This is a genomic window from Listeria welshimeri serovar 6b str. SLCC5334 (assembly GCF_000060285.1).
GTDB lineage: Bacteria > Bacillota > Bacilli > Lactobacillales > Listeriaceae > Listeria > Listeria welshimeri.
In genome coordinates this window covers 75,788-97,849 of the sequence record NC_008555.1, presented here as the reverse complement: position 1 = coordinate 97,849, position 22,062 = coordinate 75,788, and the positions used below count along the sequence as shown (strand labels likewise).

The following is a 22,062-nucleotide window of genomic DNA, read 5'->3' as shown; positions in this document are numbered from 1 at the left end:
TTCGGATCTCTGTTATCCCATTATTTGTTAATTAACCAGTAACCAAGGACCCCACTCTTCAGCTCCTGGTTCATTTCCTTGAGTCCACCACTGTGCTTCATATGTTTTCCCTTTGTACGAAACCCTATCTCCCTTATTGTAGGTTTTTGCAGTGTCCCATGCTGGCGTTGCTGGTGGTGTTGCCACGTCAAGCGTTGTAACAGTTAAGGCAGAGCTTGCCGCCGAGAAATTTCCCACCGCATCATAAGCTTTTACTGTATATGTGTACGCTGTTTTTGCAGTTAAACCACTATCTGTAAAAGTAGTTCCCGAAACCGAACCAACCTCTGTCCCATTTCGATACACTTTATATCCTGCCACCGCTTTATTGTCTGTAGAAGCCGTCCATGTTAACGTAGCAGCTTTATCAGTTACATTAGAAGATGCAAGTGCTTTTGGTACTGTTGGTGCTTCTGTGTCACTTGGATCTGGTACAACACTTCCACCACCAAAAATAGTTTGTTTCCCAAATTCGACACTTGATTTTACCATCCGCTGTGTTAAATCAATTTTAGAAATATTGTTTACATCCACACTAGATGCACTCGATTTCAAACGGAATGTATAGGATGCGCCTTGCGGAATTTGCTGAGCATCATATACAGAAGCTAAATCAACTATTGTATTGCCACCTGAAGTAGTAACCGTACCTGCTTTAAAGTCTCCAGCAGTTAATGTTTCGCCCGCTTTGACAGGAATATAAAACTTCGGTAATTTTACTGTTTCAAAAGATAGCTCTGTTGATTTCAATACTTCATTGGTTTCATCCGCTTTTTCATTATTGGTAATCGTAATTTCGTAACCAACCCCATTTTCGCTATAAGGTTTAACCGTTGCTACCACATTTAAATTTGCATACGTAATTGTGTTTTGCGGGATAGCGCTTGTGCCAAATAATCCTGATTTAATCGCTTTTGTAAGTTCATCACGCTTAGTCGAAGTCGTTGTTTTGTCCTGCGACTGCATCCATGAAATCATTCCACCAAGATTGTTATCTTTTACATATTGTGCCTTATAGCCAATGGAACGCGTATTATCATATGTGTAAAACTCCCCAGTTTCCTTACTATAAAGATACGGCGCTTTGGCAGTGTCATCCCAATACTCTTTCAACGTTGGGGTTTTAGCTTTTAAGGCATCGATACTTCTGTACGCCCAAACACCACCAGCACGGCCCCCATCACCAGTTTTAATTGGATTTTCGTTATTTGCCCCATAAGTAAGCGAGCCATCCGCATCTTTATTCGTTTTCTCAGCAGCTTGGAAAAGTCCTGGCAATGCCGTATCCGTTCCAGCAGCTACTTTATTCCAGCCCCGAGTATAAAATGCTGCCCCCACAACAATTTTATTCGAAACTGCTCCCTTGTCTTTTAAGTATTTTACGGTTTGGTCAACAGAAAAACCGCTGTCATAATTCGGATCTTTCGGATTGCCGTAAAGCGCTGTATGATGCGCACTATTCGGTGTCCAAGCACCATTTAAGTCATACGTCATCACATTCGCAAAATCAACTACTTTAAACAGATTCGCTACATCAATCCCATTTTCTAAAGTAGATTTAGCAGCTGGTAAAGCAACCGACAGTTCGTATTTCTTTTTAATTTCCACACCTTGTTTATCCAAAGCAGTTCTTAAATCTTGTAAAAGCGTAATAAAGTTTTGTTTATCCGCAGGTTTTGCATTTGGCGTGCCTTCATCGTTTTTATTATCAACAAGATCAGCATCCCGCACCGAAGCAGGATATTCCCAGTCCAAATCAACAAAATCCATATTGGTATACTTCACAAATTTCATCACATTTTTCACAAAATTAGCTCGTTTTGTTGGATCTGCTGCAACCGTAGAGAAATCTCCCGACTTAGACCAGCCTCCAACAGAAACCCCTATTTTCAAATTCGGATTTTGAGCGCGCAAATCTTGAATCGCATTCAAAACTCCAGCATTCGCTCCGCCCCATTGAACTCCCTCTTGTCCAACAGGCGCTCCAACAGCAGCATCTTTATCAGTAAAAACTAAATCTCCATTACTATTAAAATCCAGGAAAGCAAAATTCAAGTGTGTTAATTGATCAGCTGGAATATCTTTCGGATAAAAATTCCCTTCTCCTCCCCAAATCGACCAATCACCATAATACATCACATTTCGATACTGTGGCACATTTTCAGCCGCTTTCGCCCGTTTTGGCGCTGTACCAATCGAAACAACCACTAACGATAAAACTAACAACACAACAGAAGTAATACTAAAAAGCTTTTTCATCTTTTTATTCATCTCTTCACCCCGATTTTTGATTTATAAACCTCATTCCGGTAGTTCTCGTTTGTCTCTATACCCCTAATAGTGTGGTTGCCAGAATGTTACTTTTCTCTAAGTTCCTCCTTCCAACGAAAGATTCATTCTGAGCAATTGTATAACATGCAATTATCATGCCAAAAGAAAGCGTTATCATTATGCGGTTTAGGCGCTATTTTTAAACTACACACATAGAATTTCCATTTACACAGATAAAAAAATAGTACGAGCACTTGGCTCATACTATCTACTTTTATTTTATTCGTCAGACTTCACAATTTGAAACCAATTATTCCTGCCATAGATAAGCGCGCCAATTCCACCTATAAATCCGATAATCGAAAGTATATAAACATTTAAGATTGCGCCAATGCACACACAGATTATCATAATAATAAACAATATCATCATATTTGCATTAATTTTAATGAAAAATTCGCCACTCTCTTCTATTTTTTCTTTCTGGCTCTGAAAACCAAATTGAGTAGCTTTTACTTCCATTTTATCAGCTTTAAAAGTATGTGATTTTCCACTACCCAAATTGATGCTTTCCTCTCCATCTACAATAAGTTTTACAGGAACAGTCGCTCCCATCAATCCCGTTTTGCGTGTTATTTTGATAGTCATAAGTTGTCTTCCTCCTCAGTTTCTGTATATTCAGCTATCATAGTAGATTATACGTGATAAAATGGCTTTAAACAAAGGTTTTAAGGAAATTAATTTTATTTTGTGAATAATTTATCAATACAGCTACCATTTCGCTTTTTTTCTTACAAATAAAAATAGTATGAACACTTAGTCCATACTATCAATTACTTATTTTTTTGTTATCACAAATTCAAACCAATGCTTTCGTCCATAAAAGATTGATGCCAAACAAAGTACCAAACCAATAATCGTAGAAACCACATTAGTCATTACTAAACCCCAAAAAATAAACGGAAGCATTGAATAATTTAATATTAGTGCCTTACGATTAATCCGCACAACGACATCATTACTGTTCTCCAGAATTGTTTCCTTACTTCCAAAAAACCAATCATTTGCTCGAACCTTTGTTTTCTCTATTTTAGGCATAAAAAAGTGTGATTGGTGATTGTTTAACTTCACAACCTCTTCATTATTAATCTTAATGTTCACTGGAGTAATCCCGCCGCCAATACCTGTTTTTCGAGTTATTTTGATTGTCATAGTTGCTTCTCCTCCTTGGCTCTATGTTACCTTAATTATACCAAGAAATAAAAAAAGAACAAGGAAATATAAGCTATTTCCTTGCCTCCATTTTTTAAGCGAAAGTTGTTACGTCCGTAATTGGCAAACGGTAAGATTGATATCCGGAACTCTTAGCTTTTCCGATGGATACAATCATTATTGGAACATAGCGTTCGGGGTCCATACCAAAAGCTTCTGTAACTTCTGTGCGTTCAAAACCACCAATTGGATTTGTATCATAACCATGGGCACGAGCGACTAGCATTAATTGCATTGCAACAATCCCACCATCAATTAACACCACTCGTTCTGCTTCTGAACGAGGGATTGTTTCAAAATACTGGCTTAATTTTGCCATTTGTTGCTCTTTTACTTCGGCAGGCATCAAACCACGTTCTACTGATTCCCCGTATATTTTTTCCCCGTTTTCAAAGTTTTGTAAGTCTCCGAAAATCAAAATCATCGCGGAAGAAGATTCGTTTTGACGTGTATTAAAGCGAACTAGCGAGCTTAATTTTTCTTTGCCTGCATCACTTTCCACTACAACAAAACGCCATGGTTGCATGTTTACAGAAGAAGGAGCAGTTACCGCATCCTCCAAAATGGCACTCATTTCTTCTTGGCTAATTTTTACCGTTTCATCATATTCTCGAATCGAACGGCGGTTTTTCATTAAGTCTTCAAAATCATTATTTAAGTATGTCATATTATTTTCCTCCTTATCGCGCAAGTGGCGTTAAAACTGCTATTTCAAGTGGTTTAGCAACAAAATTGACAGCGACTTTCTGGAAATCCTTAAAATGCTCGCTTTCATTATGTTGTTGAACGGCTTCCATATCAGCCCATTTTTCTAACATATAAAAAACTGTTTCATTTTCTGTAGATTGTACTAATTCATAACCATGATTTCCTGCTTCTTTTTGTGACGCAGCAATAACTTCTTTCACCGCTTGTAAAAAAGCTTCCGTTTGCTCTTTTTTTATCGTCATTTTGGCTTCAATATGCAACATTTCTCCACAACTTCTTTCAGGTTTTTATAGTTCGATTAATTTCGAACTAACATAATATAACATAACAGCAAGTTTCGCGCAATTAAAATGTAAGTTATGATATGATATTTATATGAAAAAGTTAAATGAGCTATCAAAATCAGATTTATTATTAATTTTCCAAGCCCTAAGCGACCCAATTCGTCTTGATATTTTTCTATGCCTCCTTAAAAAGAAAGAGAAGCGCTTCTCTGGGACGACTTACAATATTTCCAAGTCCACCATGTCACATCACATTAAATTGCTTAAAGAAGCCCAATTGATAAATGTAAGAAAGGAAGGAACAACCCATATTTATTCTGTTAATGAAGAACTAGTTAAGGAAATCGGCTATTTCTTTGATACATGTAAAAACGACAATTAATATTATAAATCTTCACCCTAAAAATTGTTAACTAAGATAATAGTTTGTTATACTCTAGTTATTAAGTTACTTAAGGACGTGATTTTTTAGTGAAAAAAATACTTATTAGGTCCGGTATGCGGCCTACAAATATTTATACACCTGAAGACATTTACTTAAAAGATCGAACTGGATTTAACAATGGTAATCTTGCTTATCAATACAGTATATATCGAGCTTTATGGAACGACGATGTAGAAATTCATGCAGATGGATTATCATCTAACCCTAATTTAGCAGAAAAGATTAATGAAAATTATGATGTCTATGTTATACCGTTAGCAGATGCTTTCCGAGATGACTTTAGGCCCGCACTCCGCAACTACACAGCACTCATTCGCAAATTGAAAATTCCAGTTATAGTGACCGGGGTTGGTTTGAGAGCAAATTATGAACCGCAGCTAGATGAAGGCTTTGCTTTTGATGAAGATGTCACCAATTTTGTTAAGGCAGTCTTAGAAAAATCTACCCAGATTGGGGTTCGCGGACAAATTACTGCAGATTACTTAAAAAAACTTGGCTTTAACGAGGGTATCGACTACAGAGTAATTGGTTGTCCTTCTCTTTATACTTTCGGACGAGAAATAAAAATAAGAGATCTTCACCTAACAGAGCAATCCCCTATTGCTATCAATGCATCTCCTACCTCTTCAGAAATTGCTATTCAATTCTTAAACAATCTAATTCCTACATACAAAAATTACAACTTCATTCCTCAACATCTAGATGAATTCCACTTAATGTTTGCGGGTGGCCCAGATATTATTAGTAATATGGAAGGTTATCCTACAAATATCGAACATAAATACTATCAAGAAGGTCGTGTAAAATATTTTACGAACATGCCGAATTGGTATGAATATATGAGAAATATTGATTTTAGCATTGGTTCTCGTTTACACGGGAACGTCATTCCTACTTTAGTCGGGACACCAAATATATCTTTTGTACAAGATGCTAGAATGCGCGAACTCGCTTCTTATCACGCGCTTACCCATGTCACCATAGATGACTTAAAGGATATTAGCGATATTCAAGAATTACTAAACAGAGTGAACCTAAAATCCGCCGAAAAAGTGCAAGCGCGCAATTTTGATAACTATATCGATTTTTTAGATATAAATGGCCTCGAGCATATTTTCAAACATGATAAAAACAGAAAAGTTGCTCCTATGGATGAACTTATCCAAGCTATTGATTTCCCAACAAGCCCCGATCCCATCACGAAATTAAACTCTTCAGAAATGTTAAACCGAATCAAAACCTCGGCTAATCTTTTAAAAGAAAGACATGATTTTAGCACAAAATACCGTGTCAATCTTGTAAATAATCAACTAAAAGATTTAAAAAAAACAACCTCAGAACAAAACAAACAAAACCAACTAAAAATAAGCGAATTCCAACAACAGAACAATCATCTGAAAAATGACCTTAAAGAAACCAAACAAAAATTACAACTTACAATCAATAAAAATCATGAAATGAATGATAAAATTAAGTACTATCAAGGAACACTAAACCGAAAATCCATAAAACTAACTTTAAAAGTCGCAAATTCACTAGCAATGGCTAAACATAAAATCACTAAAAAATAATTTATGAAAAAAGCCACCTGATTTCTCGGGAGGCTTTTTCACTTATTTCCTTAATATTTTCTCCATCTTTTTCCCCTTAGCAAGTTCATCAATTAATTTATCTAGATAACGTATTTGTTGCATAAGTTTATCTTCAATTTCTTCCACTCGGTAGCCGCAAATCACTCCGGTAATGAGTGACGCATTAGGATTCATTTTTGGAGCTTGTTCGAAAAATGTTTCAAAATCAATTTCTTTATCTATGACTTGTTGTAAGGAATCTTCATTATAACCTGTTAACCAGAAAATAATTTCGTCTACTTCTTCTTTTATGCGCCCTTTTTTCTCCACTTTTTGGATGTACAGAGGGTATACACTAGCGAAAGACATTGTGTAAATTCTTGGTTTTTTCATGTTGCTGTTCCTCCTTCATTTACTTGCGATTTCACTTTCTATTGTATCAAATTGCATCGTTTGTTCAATTATTATGTATGAAAAAAGCTCCAACAGACAGACATCCATTGAAACTTTTCGGTATAAATCGACTTATTTATTTTTGTTTTTCTTCTTGCTAAAAATCGACCGAAACGAGCGCTTCATAACATCAAAGAAACTTAGCGAACTCACCATATTAGCTGGGTCGACATAAACTCTTATCTTACGTAAAACATCTTTAGGCTTTTTAGAAGCAAATGTATAGGTACCGTTGCGCTTTGTTTTGATGGCATAGCGAGGAATCCACTTGCCTTTTAGCATAACTGATACTATAACTTGATCTACTTCTTCCCAAGGAATTTGGACGAATTTACGCACATCACGTGAGTTGAAAAATTCAAAACCTTTATCGCCAATCATAATTTTACCGTAATCTGTAAGTCCAGTATACGCAGTGGCATCTATTGTTAAGTCTACCTTTGTATTAATCGATTGAACCAACTGTATTCGCTCCATTTCTTTTCGCTTGTTTTGTTTATTATACCGTATTCGGTTATCTGTGTCATATATCTAAACGAAAAGAGACTAGGTGAATTTTGCCCCAGCCTCTTTTCGATCAGCTTATTTTACAGAAGCCCGATTAAGTGACCACCAATACCAACTACGAATAGACCTAGAATGATGATAATTGGGCTGATTTTTTTCTTAAGTAACCACATACATAAGAATGTAAGAGCTACTGCTGCAAGTCCTGGGATTAAGTTATCCAAGTTATTTTGCAAAGTTGTTACTTTAATTTCAGAAAGAGCTAATCCTGCTTGTTGTTGTTCTAAAGCAGTTTTAATTCCTTGAGCGCCTTGTGGAAGATGACTCCAATCAATATAAGCACCTTCATCTAATTTAACTTTCGAGACAATCGGAGCAAACTGGATATTTACCCATCTCTGCACCAAGGCGGCGAGGACGAACATCCCGAGTATCGAGGCACCTTTTGTAATGTCTTGTAATAATCCACCAGAAAGGTCATCAGTGATTTTAGAACCAGCTTTATAGCCGAATTCTTGTGTATACCACATGAAGCCCCAACGAATTACGTTCCAAGCAACAAAGAATAAGATAGGTCCAAGAATGTTTCCACTCAAGGCAAGAGAAGCACCTAATGCTCCTAACATTGGACGAATTGTAAACCAGAATACTGGATCACCAACACCAGCAAGAGGTCCCATCATACCAACTTTAACCCCTTGAATTGCTACATCATCAACTTCTGCACCATTTGCACGTTCTTCTTCAAGCGCAAGCGTTACCCCAAGAATTGGAGATGCAATATATGGATGTGTATTAAAGAATTCTAAATGACGTTTTAGCGCCGCAGAACGATCTTCTTTACTTTTATATAATTTTTTAATAGCGGGAATCATAGAGAATGCCCAGCCACCATTTTGCATACGTTCGTAGTTCCATGAACCTTGAATGAACGTAGAGCGCCATGCTACACGTAGACGGTCTCTTTTTGTTAATTCGATTTTTTCTGCCATTCTATTCTCCTCCTTTTTTTATTAATAGTCGTTTAATATATCGCCAAGTGGATCGCGTGAGTTTCCGCCTCCACCGCCGTTTGAGTTACCTCCACCCATTTTAGAAAGGTTAAGGTAAATAAGAGCAAGTGCAACACCTAGAGCACCAATTGCGATAAGTGTTAATTGAGAAATTGCAGCTACTACGAAACCGATTACGAAGAACGGCCATACTTCTTTAGTAGCCATCATGTTAATAACAAGTGCATAACCAACGGCAACTACCATTCCTCCACCGATAGCCATACCATCTGTTAACCAAGCTGGCATTGCTTCTAAGAAAGATTGAACGCTGTCTGCTGGAATGAATAAAAGTGCTGCTGCTGGAATTGCGATACGAATACCTTGCATACAAATTGCTGAAATATGTAACCACTCTACGCTGCGTATATTCCCTTTTTCAGCGGCTCTGTCCATCAAGTGAACAATTGGAACTGCCAATGTACGAACGATCATTGTTAAGAAAAGACCTGCTACTGCAAGTGGAATTGCAATTGCGATTGCGGACGGAATACCTGCTACCCCTTGTCCACCTAAAACTAATATAATTGCTGAAGCTACTGAGGCAAGCGCGGCATCTGGTGCTACGGCTGCTCCGATGTTTGCCCATCCAAGTGCGATCATTTGTAGTGTTCCGCCAAGGATGATACATGCTGTTAAGTTACCTGTTACAAGACCAATTAATGTACATGCGATTAATGGCTGATGGAACTGAAATTCATCTAAAATTCCTTCAATACCTGCTAAAAATGCAATAAGTACTACTAAAATTATTGATATGACAGACATAATAAACCTCCTATTTTAATTTTTTATTGTGTCTTTAATTCATTTTTTGCTTTTTTGATGATGTCATCCATGTTTGCGCTTGAATCATTAGGGACTTTACGCACATCGAATTTAACGCCTTTTTCTTTTAATTTTTCAAAGGTTGCAACATCATCTTTCCCCATGGAAAGTACTTTACTAACAACAACTTTACCAACTGAGTGAGCCATGGAACCAACGTTTACTTTTTCGATTTCTACGCCACCTTCAATTGCGCGTAAAACATCTTGAGGATTTTCAAATAATAAAAGTGCTTTTGTATTGCCGAAACGTGGATCTTTTGAAATCTCAATCATTTTTTGGACTGGGATAACATTAGCTTTTACTCCTGGTGGTGCAGCTTGTTCGATTAATTTTTTACGAAGATCGTCTTTTGCAACTGCATCTGAAACGACGATAATTCTTGTTGGGTGTGTTGCTTTTGTCCATGCAGTGGCTACTTGACCATGTAATAGACGAGAATCAACACGAGTTAGAACGAATTCAATTTTGCCATCACCAACTGCAGCGATTTCTGCTTGTGGTTGTTCAGTAGCTGTTACTTGCGGTTGTAGTTCTTCCGGTTTAACGCGGACACCTTCTTGAGCTGGCGCAAGAATATTTGCTGCGATTTCGTGCGCGCTTTCCATTGTAAAACGTGATGAGAAAGCTTCAATCAGCATTGGCAAGTTAAGTCCTGCTACGATTGCCCACTTATCTTTATGTAGTTCATAAAGACCGTTTGCTTGATTGAATGGTGTGCCTCCCCAAAGATCCACTAAGAATAAAACTTCATCTTGGCTGTCAAAGGACGCTATTGCAGCTTCCATCTTGGCTTTGATGTCTTCTGGACCTTCGCTTGGCATCAAAGTGATTGCTTTAACGTTTTCTTGCTCGCCGAAAATCATTGTTCCGGACTGCAAAATACCTTCAGCAAATTCACCGTGAGTTGCGAGGATAATTCCTACCATCTTTTTCCCTCCTAATATAATTCATTTATTTTGCTACCCGCTTATTATAATGCAAGTTCTGTGCCAATTTATATGTATTGTCCTTAAAACCCTTTCATATCAACGTTTAAAAAAACAATATTAATTCCAAAATAGCTAGTGTATCGTCGGTTGATACAGATAGCCCATCTAATATAACTAGTGTATTTAAAAATATCCAATAAATTTATTTTTAAACGACAACAACGTAAAAAAAACTACTTAAATTTATTTTTAAGTAGTTTTTTTACACTATTTATAACTTCATATGTGAAAATGTTTTTTATTAGCATAGTTTCTAAATTCACTAGGCACACGAAATTTGCGAATTCTCAACCAATTGCCATGGAGTTGTTTTGACATTAATAACTCCTTTTTGCGCTAATTCATTTACTACAATAGAAGTTGTTGATACAGAACATTTTGCTAATCTTGCGAGCACATATATTTTTAACCATTTTGGAAATGTTGGGTTGGTCACTGAATCTAACTGATGTCGATCAATAATTTTTGTTAAAATTAATTCTATTCGTTCTTCTGAATTTGCTGACATCAATTTTCTTTCTTGTTCTAAATCTTGCTCAAAATCTTCTGCTATTTGCAATAGAAAATGTGGCAATAATTTTTGACTATCTAATTCATCAAGCAAATCTTTTTTATCAACTATTCTATAAGTCGTATCTTCTAGTGCAGTTAACGATAGATTTCCTTCTGTATTAAAAATGATTCTTTGGTCTTCGAAAATACGGTGAATAATGGTTTTGCTTTCAATACTTTCTTGTGCCAATAATCCTTTTTCCATAATAATTACTTGTTCGTTATTCATAACTAGCTCCATACCCACTTCTAATTTATGTTGAGTGAGACAGAAGTTGTTTAAAATCCATGAATAAATCAATAAATCTTGTTTGATAAATTGATGGAGCTCTAAAAAAGTCATTTCCTTACTTCCCTTCATCCAATTTTGTTATATCAATAGGTTGATTAAGAATTTAACTTAAGTATAGAACTTGATTATGAAAATATAATGAAAATTTCCTATAAAAGTACTAATTTAACATTATTATCAACTTATAACCATTACATTTAAGTTCTATATGATTTTTTCTTGTGTGATTTTCTGTTTACAAAGAAGATAGGATATGTCACAAGTGCAACATATCCTATCCATTCTTCATTTATTTTGCTTAATTAATCATGTTTCTTTTTTCTTTTTGTAGTTAACCACAGTAACACACCTAATCCTATTAAGCCAATACCTAACCAGATTACCCATGGATTACTTTGATCTCCAGTTTTTGGGATAGGTTTTGCATCGTTGTATGTTGCTGTATGTTGTTTGTTGCTAGAAATCTTAATGTTACCATCTTTATCGTTATTGTTACCACCATTTGAAGGGTTATTAGGCGTTACTTTTTGATCAACTACTTTAATAGTTGCTGTTACTGATAATTGTTCTTTACCAGCATCAGAGGTCCCTTCGTTCGGATCAATTGTATATTTCACTTTGTATGTGCCTGCTTTTTCAGTATTAACAGTGCCACTTACTTTTACTTTTGAGAATGGAATAGATTGGCCATCCCTTGATGTTGCACGAACAAAATTATCTTTAGCTTCCCATTTTTCACCAGTTGTAATAGTGCTGTCTTGTACAATAATTTCAGCATTATTTTTGAGAACTGTGATATGAGCTACAGCTTTTACGCCGTCATAAAGATAACTTACTTCATAAGTGCCTGGTGTTTTGCTGTCAACCGTTCCACTTACAGTAACATCCGCAAATGAAACTTTATCTCCTTTTTTATCTGTTGCGCCATCGAAGTTATCTTTAGCATTCCATTCTTCACCCGCGTAAATTGTGCTGTCATGTGCATTCACTGAAGTTTCTCTTGTTTTGACAGTTACTTGAATGGTTGTGGACACACCTTCATAACTATATGTCACAGTGTATTCGCCTGGTGTATTTGGATCAACTTCTGGAGACTCTTTTACCGTAATATCTTTAAATGATACTGGATTTCCAGCTTTATCTACAGCTTTATCAAAGTTGTCTTCTGCAGTCCATTCATCACCTGTATAAATGATAGAATCGTGTGCAATTACTGCTGTTTTCGGATTTTCAACTTTAACTTGAACAGTAGTAGAAACATTATCGTACGTATAAGTGATTGGATATGTTCCTGCTTTGCTTGTGTCCACTGTTCCGGTTACTTGAACATCCGCAAACGCAACTGGATTACCATCTTTATCACGAGCACTGTCAAAATTATCTTCTGCAGTCCATGCTTCATCTAAATAAACAACGGAATCATGCGCATTTACTGCTGTTTTAACTTCTTTTACAGTAAGGGTAATTGTTTTAGAAGCTCCATCATAACTATAAGTGACTTTGTATGCTCCTGGTTTATTTGTATCCACAGTTGGATTTTCAGTTACTTTTACATCTTCAAATTGAACAGGATTACCATCTTTGTCTACTGCATTATCAAAATTATCTTCTGCAGTCCAATTATCACCTGCATAAATAGAAGAATCGTGCGCATTGATACCTTCTTTATTTTCTTTCACAGTAACTGTAATAGTAGTGGAAGCCCCTTGATAATAGTAAGTGACAGGATAAGTTCCAGGTTGTTTTGTATCAACAGTTCCTGTAACAGTAACGTCTGCTAATTCTACTGGATTACCATCTTTATCCATTGCACTATCAAAGTTATCTGCTGGTGTCCAGCTATCAGTTGTGTAGATAGTGGAATCATGGGCGTTCACAGCTGTCATAATTGCTTTTACCATGACATTAACAGTTGTGGAAACTCCATTATATGTGTAAGTTATTGGATAGGTTCCTACTGTGTTAGTATCTACGGTACCTGTAACTTGCACATCTTTAAAGTCTACAGAATTACCTTCTTTGTCTAAAGCACTATCAAAGTTATCTTCTGCTGTCCAACTATCTCCTACATAAATAGTGGAGTCATGGGCATTAACGGTAGTCAAATCTTCTGCTACTGTTACTTGAATCGTAACTTCTGCCTCTTTGCCATCTTTAGTTACTTTATAAGTTAACGGATAGGTTCCGCCAGTTTTGGAACTATTTTGAATAGCACTTAATTGGGTTGAATCCACTTGCACTGTAACAGCTTGCGCACTTGAATTCACGCCATTTTTAACTTCTTCAAAAGCAGCTGTTTTAGCTAAATCAAGTGCTTCTGCTTCCGTCAGTTTTTGAGCATCTTTAAATTCTAGTGAGAAATCTGTCGCACCTAGAGTGAACTGGTTTTCCTGTACTACTTTACCATCTGCTGTTTTCACATAAACTGGTGCAGTAGAAGTTTTTTTAGTGCCAAATATATCTTGAATTTCAACGTTTAGATCTGTTGCTGCTAATGTTTTACCATTTGTTGAGCCACCGACAATTGCGCCAGAACCATCACTTAGTGTTTGTACAGTAGCAATGCCAGTATTTGCAGTTGACCATTTGTAGCCATCTGTTGCTGCTTGAATATTTTGGAAGAATTCTGGTTCAATTGTGTTTTCTGCCGCTTCTCCACTAGTAGATGCTACTTTTGGTAAAGTTACTTCTAAGCTATTTCCTGTTTGAACAAGTTTGCTGTCTAAGTTCACTTTTAAATCTTGTTCTGGGGAGTAAGCAAAGTAACCTGCATTGATGTTTTGAGCAGAAGGCTGTGCTGGATCAATATTCTTAACCCAACCTTTGTCTGTTCCAGTATTTGGTGGATTACTATCTATTGCGCTTTCTGCACCTACATTTTGTAATGTAAATTGATACCCATCTTTGTCAGGGAATTTAACAGCATAATTTCCATAATCAACGCCTAAAGTATAATCAAATTTGTATTTTCCTTTAGCGTCTGTTTTTGTAGTGACATTTTCTCCATTATTTTTAGCAGGCTCATAGGTTGAAGTTGAATTATTCCATTTGTATAGTGCCACTGTTTCATTAGCTAATGGTTTATCACCTTCTGATTCTTCATATAAACCATTCACATTTTTATCATCAAATAATACACCAGCTAGTTCTACAATAACTAGTTCTGCACCTACTCGTGTACCAGATAGAGATCCAGAGTAAGTATTAGTTATAACACGATAATAGGGATTATAAACATCGCGTTCACTAATTTTATTACCAGTTGTCGCAGAGTCAAAAGTTTCATCTACTCTTAATGGAATCTTAAATGATTGTGTTTCTCCAGAAGCAATTTGGGTTTTAACTTTAATTCTAACCATATTGACATCTTCATAATTTGAAAGAGAATCTTGGTAAATACTAGTGGAATCATAATTGTCCGCATTCGCTTCTGTTGTATAACTAACATCAAATTGTGCCTGTTGTAAATCTGTCATTTGAACAGCATCATTTAATTTCATATCCCATTTAAATGCTTCTGGTTGGAATTTCGATCCAAAATTTTGTCCTGTTTTTGGAATCGGAATATAGAGCTCAAAAGTTCTAGCACTATCGTTAGAAGTATTAGTAATCTTCACCGTATAATCAGCATCTGTGCCTGGCGTGAAGTAAGAAACGGTACTATCATCACCTTCAACATAAGGTGATTTCTCCCCTTCACCAGCGATATTCAAGAATGTTTCTACCGTTACTGTGTCTTGTTTTGGAACACTTAAAGCACTAGCGTTAGTAGAAAGTAAGTTCTCTATATCCTTGCCGTTTTTATTAACATCCAGTCCAACATCCGAGAATTTATTGGAAGCTAATGTGGACGTCACATCTGGCCCGCCCCACGCTAACATTTCTTGAATATCCGTATGAATGCTTTTATTTAAAGTAACATCAAACGAAGTATCATAACTAATGTTTAAATATTGCGTTTTATACGGATATCCGATAAACTCGCCTACTAAAACATCAGTCGTTTTTAATACGTAAACTTTGTCTCCATTGTTAGCAGTTTCTTGTTTAATAGTAAAATCAACGTCTTTTCCGTCCTGATCTGTTAGTTTTATTGAAGTTGGTTGTACTCTTGTGCCATCTATTTGACGCAGGTATATTTCAGGATTACTAAGGACTGTTCTTGTTCCATATGGATAATCAAACAAACGCAATGTTGCTCTAGTAGTAATTTTATCACCTGCACGAGCCGTTTTTGTTTGCACTCCATTTTCATTATAAAAATTAGCAGTACCATTTGCAGCGGAAGTTATGATGTTTGCAACTGTATATGTGGAAACTCCACTAACTTTTGTATTTTCTTCATCTGCTGCATCCCAAATACTTGCATTAAATTTAACTGATTTAATACCGGGTTTCACAATCCCGTATGAGGCAGTAGATGATGAACGGAAATAACCAGATTCTTCTACATTAATAAAGCCAACAGAGAAATCACCAACATTTGCTTTTACTTCTGTAAAATACTCACCCTTTGCAAGTCCTACTGCGCTTGCTTGAAGTTGAGCCATCTTGTTACCATTAGTCTTCGGAAGTGTTCCACTATACGTTCGATAATTTGCATCTAAATTTGTTTTATATTGGATATCTGTTACTTTATTGCCTGTAATAGTACCATCAAAAGGTAAATTAACAGTATAAGCTTGCCAGTTATCATCAAATTTAATGTTATAAACTTGATTTGTTTTAACCCCAGCAGTGGCTTGATTACCGACTAGAATACTCCCTGCCCATGTTTCATTGTCGGGATTTATATTTCTACCATTAGTTGTTAACGTCATTTTATTCTCAGTGGACTCTACAACATTACAAGTATCTATAGCAGCAAGTGTAGTCAAATCAGTTGCAATATTAGTTAACGCATCTGATTCAAATACTTTGTCATCATATGTTGTCATAACCGCATGAGGTACTTTTGAAGCTGAATACGTACCTTCTGGCGTTCCTTTTGGTATTTTATATTTTATAGCGTACACCGTGTCAGGTACACCGTTATAGTACATTTGTTTAAAATCAATAACTACTTTATTTTCCTCTGGATAATGAGTAATTGTTCGCTTATCGTTACTAGTGATTTGGTTTCCACTTTGGTTAACAATTCCCACATATTCCATACCTTCTGGATAATAAAGCGTAGTGGTAACGTTTTTGGGAACAAAAATTTTCGCTCCACGAGCATCTTCTTGATTCAAACCGTTTATTACTGAATAGAATTTTGTATAGTTATACGAAGCCACCTCATCTGTACTAGGTAAAACTTCTGGTAAAACTTTTTGCGTATAATAGTTACGGAACATTGTTTGGATGCTATCTTGTTCCGCATATCCAACCACTTTTTTACCTTCAGCATGAACACTTTGTTCTGCGGTTGCGACTGGTGTTGTTCCTTCGCCCATGAAAGTTTCTACTTTAATAGGATCTTTTATATCTGTCGGTCCATAATACTTAGCTCCATCCACACGAACAGAAAAAGTAAAAGTAGCTCTTTCAGTTCCTGGATTTAAATTATAACTTACCGTTCCGTGAGTACCATTATTATATGTGGTTTCTTTGTTAGGAACAGTTACAGAGGTAATTGCACTTCCTAATGGATCTCCTGAACTTAAAGTGCTTAATATACCAGCATCAACAGTTTTTGGCGCTTGATAGTTTGATGGGACTGGAACAGTAACAAAACGCATACCATCTGGCAAAGTGAAATTCATTTTCTTGCCATTTACAGTATTATCGTTAAATATTGTTGTAACAGTAACATCTTTAATAGCTCCATTAGCCCAAGCTGTCTTATCATAATCTGGTATGCTCAGAGTTACAGTGGGGTTTTCTGCTTTCAAATTTTTCAATGTGCTTTTAGCAGTTTTATCTTCTGGATTAGTTGTTTCTTGTGTTGGAGATTCTTTCTCCGCCTGTGTCGCTTCTGTTTCAGTAGAAATACCACTAACTTCATAAGATGCAGTGAAAGTTTGTGTTTCTTTATCTGAATTAACCTCTTTATAAGTGATTAGAAAATCTATCGAACCGTTTTTTTCAGCAGTATATTCCGCTTCTTGCCCTTTTACTATTTTTCCATCAGGTGTTTCAATCGTTAAAATTTCGATTTGATCATCTTTTGGTTCCGTCTTGATTTTGAGATTTGCTTTCTTTTTATCACTAGAAAGATCTTTTTGAACCTCATAAGAAATCATCTCATTATCCGTTTCTGCAGCAAGTGCCGTAAAAGATGCAAGGTTCAATTGACTTAATACTATTATTGTAGTTAAAAATAAAAGTAAAGAACGTTTAATCACAGTTGTTTTTATCATATAAGTTTCCTCTCCTTTTCTTATTTTTAATTTTCATAATCGAATATTTTTTGTTAAAGTTTAATACCTCTGCAAACAGAAAGGTAATTTACATAAATTTTTTTCAATAGAGTTAACAAACCCAACCACTTATGATATTTAAAATAGTGTTAACTCAAATTAAAATAATTTAATTAATTGCACATCCTTTCTAAATTACAATACCCATTAATTATCTTAGAAAACAAGCTGAAATCGAATGCTAAATTACAACTGATTTACGTGATTTTTATATAAAAAAGTCATTTTTTCGTAACATTTACTACAATTTTTTATTGCAAAACGCTAAAACCGTTGATACAACTTACTTATCCCTCAATCACTTGAAGCCTTAAATTGATTAGAATACGCAGTTTTTTTATGTTTTAATGTCATTTAATTATTTAAAAAAAGAAAACAAGTAGATTGTTTCTAATTTTGGCTAATTAATGACTTATAATTAATTTTTTTATTTATTTTGTTCATAATTTTGTTAGATATTTTTTAACGGGATAGAAAAAACGCTTAAATCGAAATTAAGCGTTTTTGTTTAGATATATTTTAGGGAATTGTTTGTTAATTCGCGTAGGAAGATAAGAAACGTATGTGATTGACGTTTTTCAATGGGTTGTGAGGATTTAGAAACCACGACCCATTGATTATTATTAGAGAGCCTCTATCGACTCATTCACAACAAAAACTCTATTTTTATGTTCAATAAATCTATTACTTATAAATAAGACTTTTTTTGTATCATGAAAAAACTAATGTATTTCAAGCAATTCCAATTTCTTTTTTCATAGCATTAATTAACTTTTGTGTAGCTATTATGATTGAATTCTCAAACGGACTATTCGGAATATATACAATGAATCCAGAAATAAAACCAATATCTATAATATTTTTAAAATTAACATGGCACTTCTTAAATGTGTACTTGAAAAAAGATATAAAACCGCTTTATCTGCACTATTAAAATGATTGTGGTAGTCCATATATTTTTATGTGTGTATTTCATCATGTGAACCTAATCAAGCTTATTACCCTTTTATTCTTAACTATACTGAAGAAAAAACATCTGTCCAACAGATTGTATATAGATGCACAATACTTAAATAAATGATAAAATTATTCTTAACAACATTCAGAATACCTAGAGGTGTTAACAATAGAAAAAGAAATTAAAGACATTTACATTAAAATATTGAATAATTTAGGGCAGGAAATGTTAAGAAAATATAAATTTAAAATTATTTCTATTTTAATTCTTTATATTTTTTTAGTGTTTGCCTTCGCTATATTTATAGAACCTAGATCTGATAATTACTTTGTTTCTTTTTCTATATTTATATTAATTTTTTTGTTTATATTCCTATTAGCCTATAAATTACAATTAAAAACCATACACTCATTAGGGTTCGAAAAAAAGAGAGATTATATAATTTATGAGTTAAGAAATGATCTTGTTCAAAGAGAGCTTTTTCATAGTACTCTATTGAATCAAATCATTTCATCACTAGATAGTAAAACAACAATAAAATATAGCCCTGCTTTATTAATATCCTTCTTATTCTTTTTGTTCAATCCACTTTGGAATTATTTTTTAATTAGTCAAATCGAAGAAAGAATAAATCTATCAAAAATAATTTTATCTATGCTTATCCCTACTGTTGTTATTTTCATTATAACTTTCCCTTTAGCAATATTTCCATACCTACTAAGGTCAACAAACAAAAGTTTGCTTCCTTTTTTAAATGAATTACTTTATGAGTCAATTTATAAAGAACTAAACAAAAATGATTACGTTTATACAAGTATCTCAACAAATACTAAAAAAAGAAAAAGTCTATGATTATCGTTTCTTATAATAACTTAAATGTAGGAGATTGGTTCAGAATCAATATAAGTCATTATTCTTGTATCTTCATTTCTAAACTAAAAACATTTATACACATGTTTTGAAAGATACACCTATGGATGCAGCTAAGGCTTTTGAGGAGCTTTTTTAAGATTCAATATTCATATCGTTGTTTAAAGTAATTGCCCAATTAACTCACAATAATTTCACCAAATACTCTTTTTCTAAAATATTAAAAACTTTACTTCTTAAAGCTAATTAGAGAGATACCTGTCTCAGCTTTAATCTTACTCATCAATTTATTGCATTCAAATATTGAATCATCCAATAATTTAATAGGAAATGGTATATCGTTCATATTCTTACCAGTGTATGCCGAAGCAATACTAGCAAGATTATTATTATTAAAAAAAGTTTCTATACTTGCAATCAAATCTGTCGAAAAGAAAATGGAATTGTCATTAATCAAGTTGTACAAAGAATTCAATTTTTCCAAAGGAGCGAAGTTTTGTATATCTTCAGATTTCTTAAACTCATTACCCTCTTCAGTAAATAGACCGATATAATTTTTAAATTCTAAAACATTTTTATATAACTCTAGATGAGCCATCTTCCAATCCTCAGTCATTTCTCCACGAGCCTTTATTTGCAATGCGAAAAATTGTTTTTTTCTTTCAACAAAAAAAGCAATCCATGCACCTATAAAACTCACTATTGCACTTGTAACAATACTAATAAAAACAGTTTGCAAGAATTCCCACACTCCAATTCATTTTTATGAAAGTTAACCTTTATTTACTACTACCCTACTCATATGACATTATTATATATCTAGACTCTTTAAAAAGATATGACTACTATCCAATGTAGCAATTTTAAATAATCATATTTTGACTATTAAGGATTGTATAGATCTTGCTAGCATGATAATTCTGATGTGAAATTTGGACTGTTACTAATGGCAATAAAAAGTAAAATCTAGAGTTCCTTATCTTCAAACAAATACATATGCTTTATCTTATATTTTTTAAATTCTTGTTTGTTAAGAATAACATGTTTATTTGTGAATAAAATTTCTTTTTTTTGTATATTCAATTCCTGATTTGAATCCATTGAAACAAGAAAAACTAAATCATCTTCAATTAAATTTAATTTAAATAACCTGCCATTTAAAATATAATATGCATTGTATTTAAATTTAATTAAAAGAGCAACCGAATAAATAATTATAAAAACTATAAAATAGAGTAAAAAAATAAAATACACATTTTTTTCTACATTACTGCTAACACTATTATATTCACTAGCATAAAATAATATTCCTAAAAATGATAATAAATAAATTATTAATTTACTCAATCTAAGTTTACTTTTATTTTCCGCGGTAATAAACACTTCCATTTTTGGAGTGACGCTTATTACTAAGGTATAAACTTGAATAATTGTATAGCTAATACCTAATATTGTTGCACTCAATATCAATATATTTTCAATTGAATCGCCCATATCATTCTCCTTGTGTATCTATATTTAAGTTTTTTTTATCTTCTATTGTTTATCATTTTTAGTATATCCTCATTTCTTTTACGAAAGTACAATTTTAATTATACTTATTGAAATACGCAACAATTATGTTTTGCACAAAATCATTAATTGTATCATCGCTAATATCCTTTAGAAATAAATCATAAACTTCTTGATTTTAGTATTTAGATAGAAGTTTACATATAGTTAAAAAATATTCTGGTTCTATATCCTGCTTATTTTGAAAATACTGAGCTAATAATTTGGCAGAGTTATCAGTTATTTTGTTTTCAATCGCTTCAACAAATACAATTTTTTCACCCCTTGGATATTCTTCTAATGTAATTAATTCAACTAGTTCCTCTTTGTTTTTCTATACGAAGTCTACTAATAGCCATAGATTAAACTATAATAGGGGGGATTTTCTTAGGATAAATCCGTATAGTATGTGCTATTACTATCACGGCTATGCGGTTTCTCTGCTTTAAACTTATTTTAGTCAACAGAACTATATCCCGTGAAGCTGTTCCGCTGTATTTTGATGCAATGACTTGTTGCTAGTTTTTGCGAACGCAAAACTATAATCTGTTTTGTTGAAATTTATGTAATCGACTAGCTCTAAATTATTGCTATTTATCTTTATATTTTAGTAGCAGAGCCATTTAGTTCCGTATTTCTAAATAGTGTTAACTCTTATTCGCTTGATAGATACCTAACTTCGTTTAAAGTATTAATGCAAATAGCCTCTTTAATACCAATAAAGGTATGACAAAAGCATAACAATCTTTTAAATCGTTAAAATAACTTCTATTTCTATCTGCCCCAAAATATAAAAACCGATGAACACCTACTAAAATTCCACAAACAAAAAACCGCTTAAACGCTTTGTTTAGGCGGTTTTCAAATATGGGTTGTGAGGGTTTCGAACCCACGACCCGCTGATTAAGAGTCAGCTGCTCTACCAACTGAGCTAACAACCCGTTGCTCTATTCTACCAGAAATATTATACCATTATTTGGTAGAAAAAAACAGCCATAGCTTCTTGCTATGGCTAT

Annotated in this window: 17 protein-coding genes and 1 tRNA gene; 3 read left to right on the top strand and 15 right to left on the bottom strand. The window is 34.1% G+C overall.

Annotation, left to right across the window (positions count from 1 at the left end):
- Window positions 1-27: 27 nt before the first annotated feature.
- The 5 genes from chiB to LWE_RS00450 all read right to left on the bottom strand — a co-directional run bounded on the left by chiB (window position 28) and on the right by LWE_RS00450 (window position 4,553).
- Window positions 28-2,298 (bottom strand): chitinase ChiB, encoded by a 2,271-nt coding sequence (chiB, locus tag LWE_RS00470; RefSeq protein ID WP_077904696.1) that lies wholly within the window; start codon window positions 2,296-2,298, stop codon window positions 28-30.
- A 291-nt stretch (window positions 2,299-2,589) separates the two neighbouring features.
- The gene (locus LWE_RS00465; RefSeq protein ID WP_011700964.1) at window positions 2,590-2,958 is read right to left on the bottom strand and encodes a hypothetical protein; all 369 of its coding nucleotides are present in this window, start codon (window positions 2,956-2,958) and stop codon (window positions 2,590-2,592) included.
- Window positions 2,959-3,147: 189 nt separating this feature from the next.
- Window positions 3,148-3,522 carry a hypothetical protein gene (locus tag LWE_RS00460; protein WP_011700963.1) on the bottom strand — a complete coding sequence of 125 codons (375 nt, stop codon included), beginning with the start codon at window positions 3,520-3,522 and terminating at the stop codon, window positions 3,148-3,150.
- 94 nt (window positions 3,523-3,616) lie between these two features.
- On the bottom strand, window positions 3,617-4,249 hold the full coding sequence (locus tag LWE_RS00455; protein ID WP_011700962.1) for a nitroreductase family protein: 633 nt from the start codon (window positions 4,247-4,249) through the stop codon (window positions 3,617-3,619).
- 13 nt (window positions 4,250-4,262) lie between these two features.
- Window positions 4,263-4,553 carry a putative quinol monooxygenase gene (locus LWE_RS00450; protein ID WP_041176294.1) on the bottom strand — a complete coding sequence of 97 codons (291 nt, stop codon included), beginning with the start codon at window positions 4,551-4,553 and terminating at the stop codon, window positions 4,263-4,265.
- A gap of 112 nt (window positions 4,554-4,665) precedes the next feature.
- Between LWE_RS00450 and LWE_RS00445 the strand changes: the two genes are divergently transcribed.
- Window positions 4,666-4,956, top strand: coding sequence for an ArsR/SmtB family transcription factor (locus LWE_RS00445; protein WP_011700960.1), 291 nt, complete (start codon window positions 4,666-4,668; stop codon window positions 4,954-4,956).
- Between the two features lie 116 nt (window positions 4,957-5,072).
- Complete coding sequence (locus LWE_RS00440) at window positions 5,073-6,590, top strand: polysaccharide pyruvyl transferase family protein (RefSeq protein ID WP_011700959.1); 1,518 nt, start codon at window positions 5,073-5,075, stop codon at window positions 6,588-6,590.
- A 42-nt stretch (window positions 6,591-6,632) separates the two neighbouring features.
- On the opposite strand, the gene LWE_RS00435 is transcribed toward LWE_RS00440, so the two are convergent.
- The 7 genes from LWE_RS00435 to LWE_RS00405 form a co-directional block, all read right to left on the bottom strand.
- Complete coding sequence (locus LWE_RS00435) at window positions 6,633-6,983, bottom strand: DUF2200 domain-containing protein (RefSeq protein WP_011700958.1); 351 nt, start codon at window positions 6,981-6,983, stop codon at window positions 6,633-6,635.
- A gap of 132 nt (window positions 6,984-7,115) precedes the next feature.
- Window positions 7,116-7,505: a DUF956 family protein gene (locus tag LWE_RS00430; protein ID WP_011700957.1), complete on the bottom strand. Its 390-nt coding sequence runs from the start codon at window positions 7,503-7,505 to the stop codon at window positions 7,116-7,118.
- A gap of 125 nt (window positions 7,506-7,630) precedes the next feature.
- Window positions 7,631-8,542: a PTS system mannose/fructose/sorbose family transporter subunit IID gene (locus LWE_RS00425; protein WP_011700956.1), complete on the bottom strand. Its 912-nt coding sequence runs from the start codon at window positions 8,540-8,542 to the stop codon at window positions 7,631-7,633.
- 21 nt (window positions 8,543-8,563) lie between these two features.
- Complete coding sequence (locus LWE_RS00420) at window positions 8,564-9,370, bottom strand: PTS mannose/fructose/sorbose transporter subunit IIC (RefSeq protein WP_003724931.1); 807 nt, start codon at window positions 9,368-9,370, stop codon at window positions 8,564-8,566.
- 23 nt (window positions 9,371-9,393) lie between these two features.
- Window positions 9,394-10,359 (bottom strand): mannose/fructose/sorbose PTS transporter subunit IIA, encoded by a 966-nt coding sequence (locus LWE_RS00415; RefSeq protein ID WP_011700955.1) that lies wholly within the window; start codon window positions 10,357-10,359, stop codon window positions 9,394-9,396.
- Between the two features lie 325 nt (window positions 10,360-10,684).
- Window positions 10,685-11,317 carry a cyclic nucleotide-binding domain-containing protein gene (locus LWE_RS00410; protein ID WP_011700954.1) on the bottom strand — a complete coding sequence of 211 codons (633 nt, stop codon included), beginning with the start codon at window positions 11,315-11,317 and terminating at the stop codon, window positions 10,685-10,687.
- Between the two features lie 251 nt (window positions 11,318-11,568).
- On the bottom strand, window positions 11,569-17,607 hold the full coding sequence (locus tag LWE_RS00405; protein ID WP_011700953.1) for a bacterial Ig-like domain-containing protein: 6,039 nt from the start codon (window positions 17,605-17,607) through the stop codon (window positions 11,569-11,571).
- Between the two features lie 1,177 nt (window positions 17,608-18,784).
- On the opposite strand from LWE_RS00405, the gene LWE_RS00400 reads away from it, so the two are divergent.
- Window positions 18,785-19,477: a hypothetical protein gene (locus LWE_RS00400; RefSeq protein WP_011700952.1), complete on the top strand. Its 693-nt coding sequence runs from the start codon at window positions 18,785-18,787 to the stop codon at window positions 19,475-19,477.
- A 247-nt stretch (window positions 19,478-19,724) separates the two neighbouring features.
- Here the strand turns inward: LWE_RS00400 and LWE_RS00395 are convergent, their stop codons facing one another.
- The 3 genes from LWE_RS00395 to LWE_RS00385 all read right to left on the bottom strand — a co-directional run bounded on the left by LWE_RS00395 (window position 19,725) and on the right by LWE_RS00385 (window position 21,987).
- Complete coding sequence (locus LWE_RS00395) at window positions 19,725-20,234, bottom strand: hypothetical protein (RefSeq protein ID WP_041176293.1); 510 nt, start codon at window positions 20,232-20,234, stop codon at window positions 19,725-19,727.
- A gap of 227 nt (window positions 20,235-20,461) precedes the next feature.
- Window positions 20,462-20,989, bottom strand: coding sequence for a hypothetical protein (locus tag LWE_RS00390; RefSeq protein ID WP_011700950.1), 528 nt, complete (start codon window positions 20,987-20,989; stop codon window positions 20,462-20,464).
- A 925-nt stretch (window positions 20,990-21,914) separates the two neighbouring features.
- A tRNA-Lys gene (locus LWE_RS00385) sits at window positions 21,915-21,987 on the bottom strand.
- Window positions 21,988-22,062: the final 75 nt, after the last annotated feature.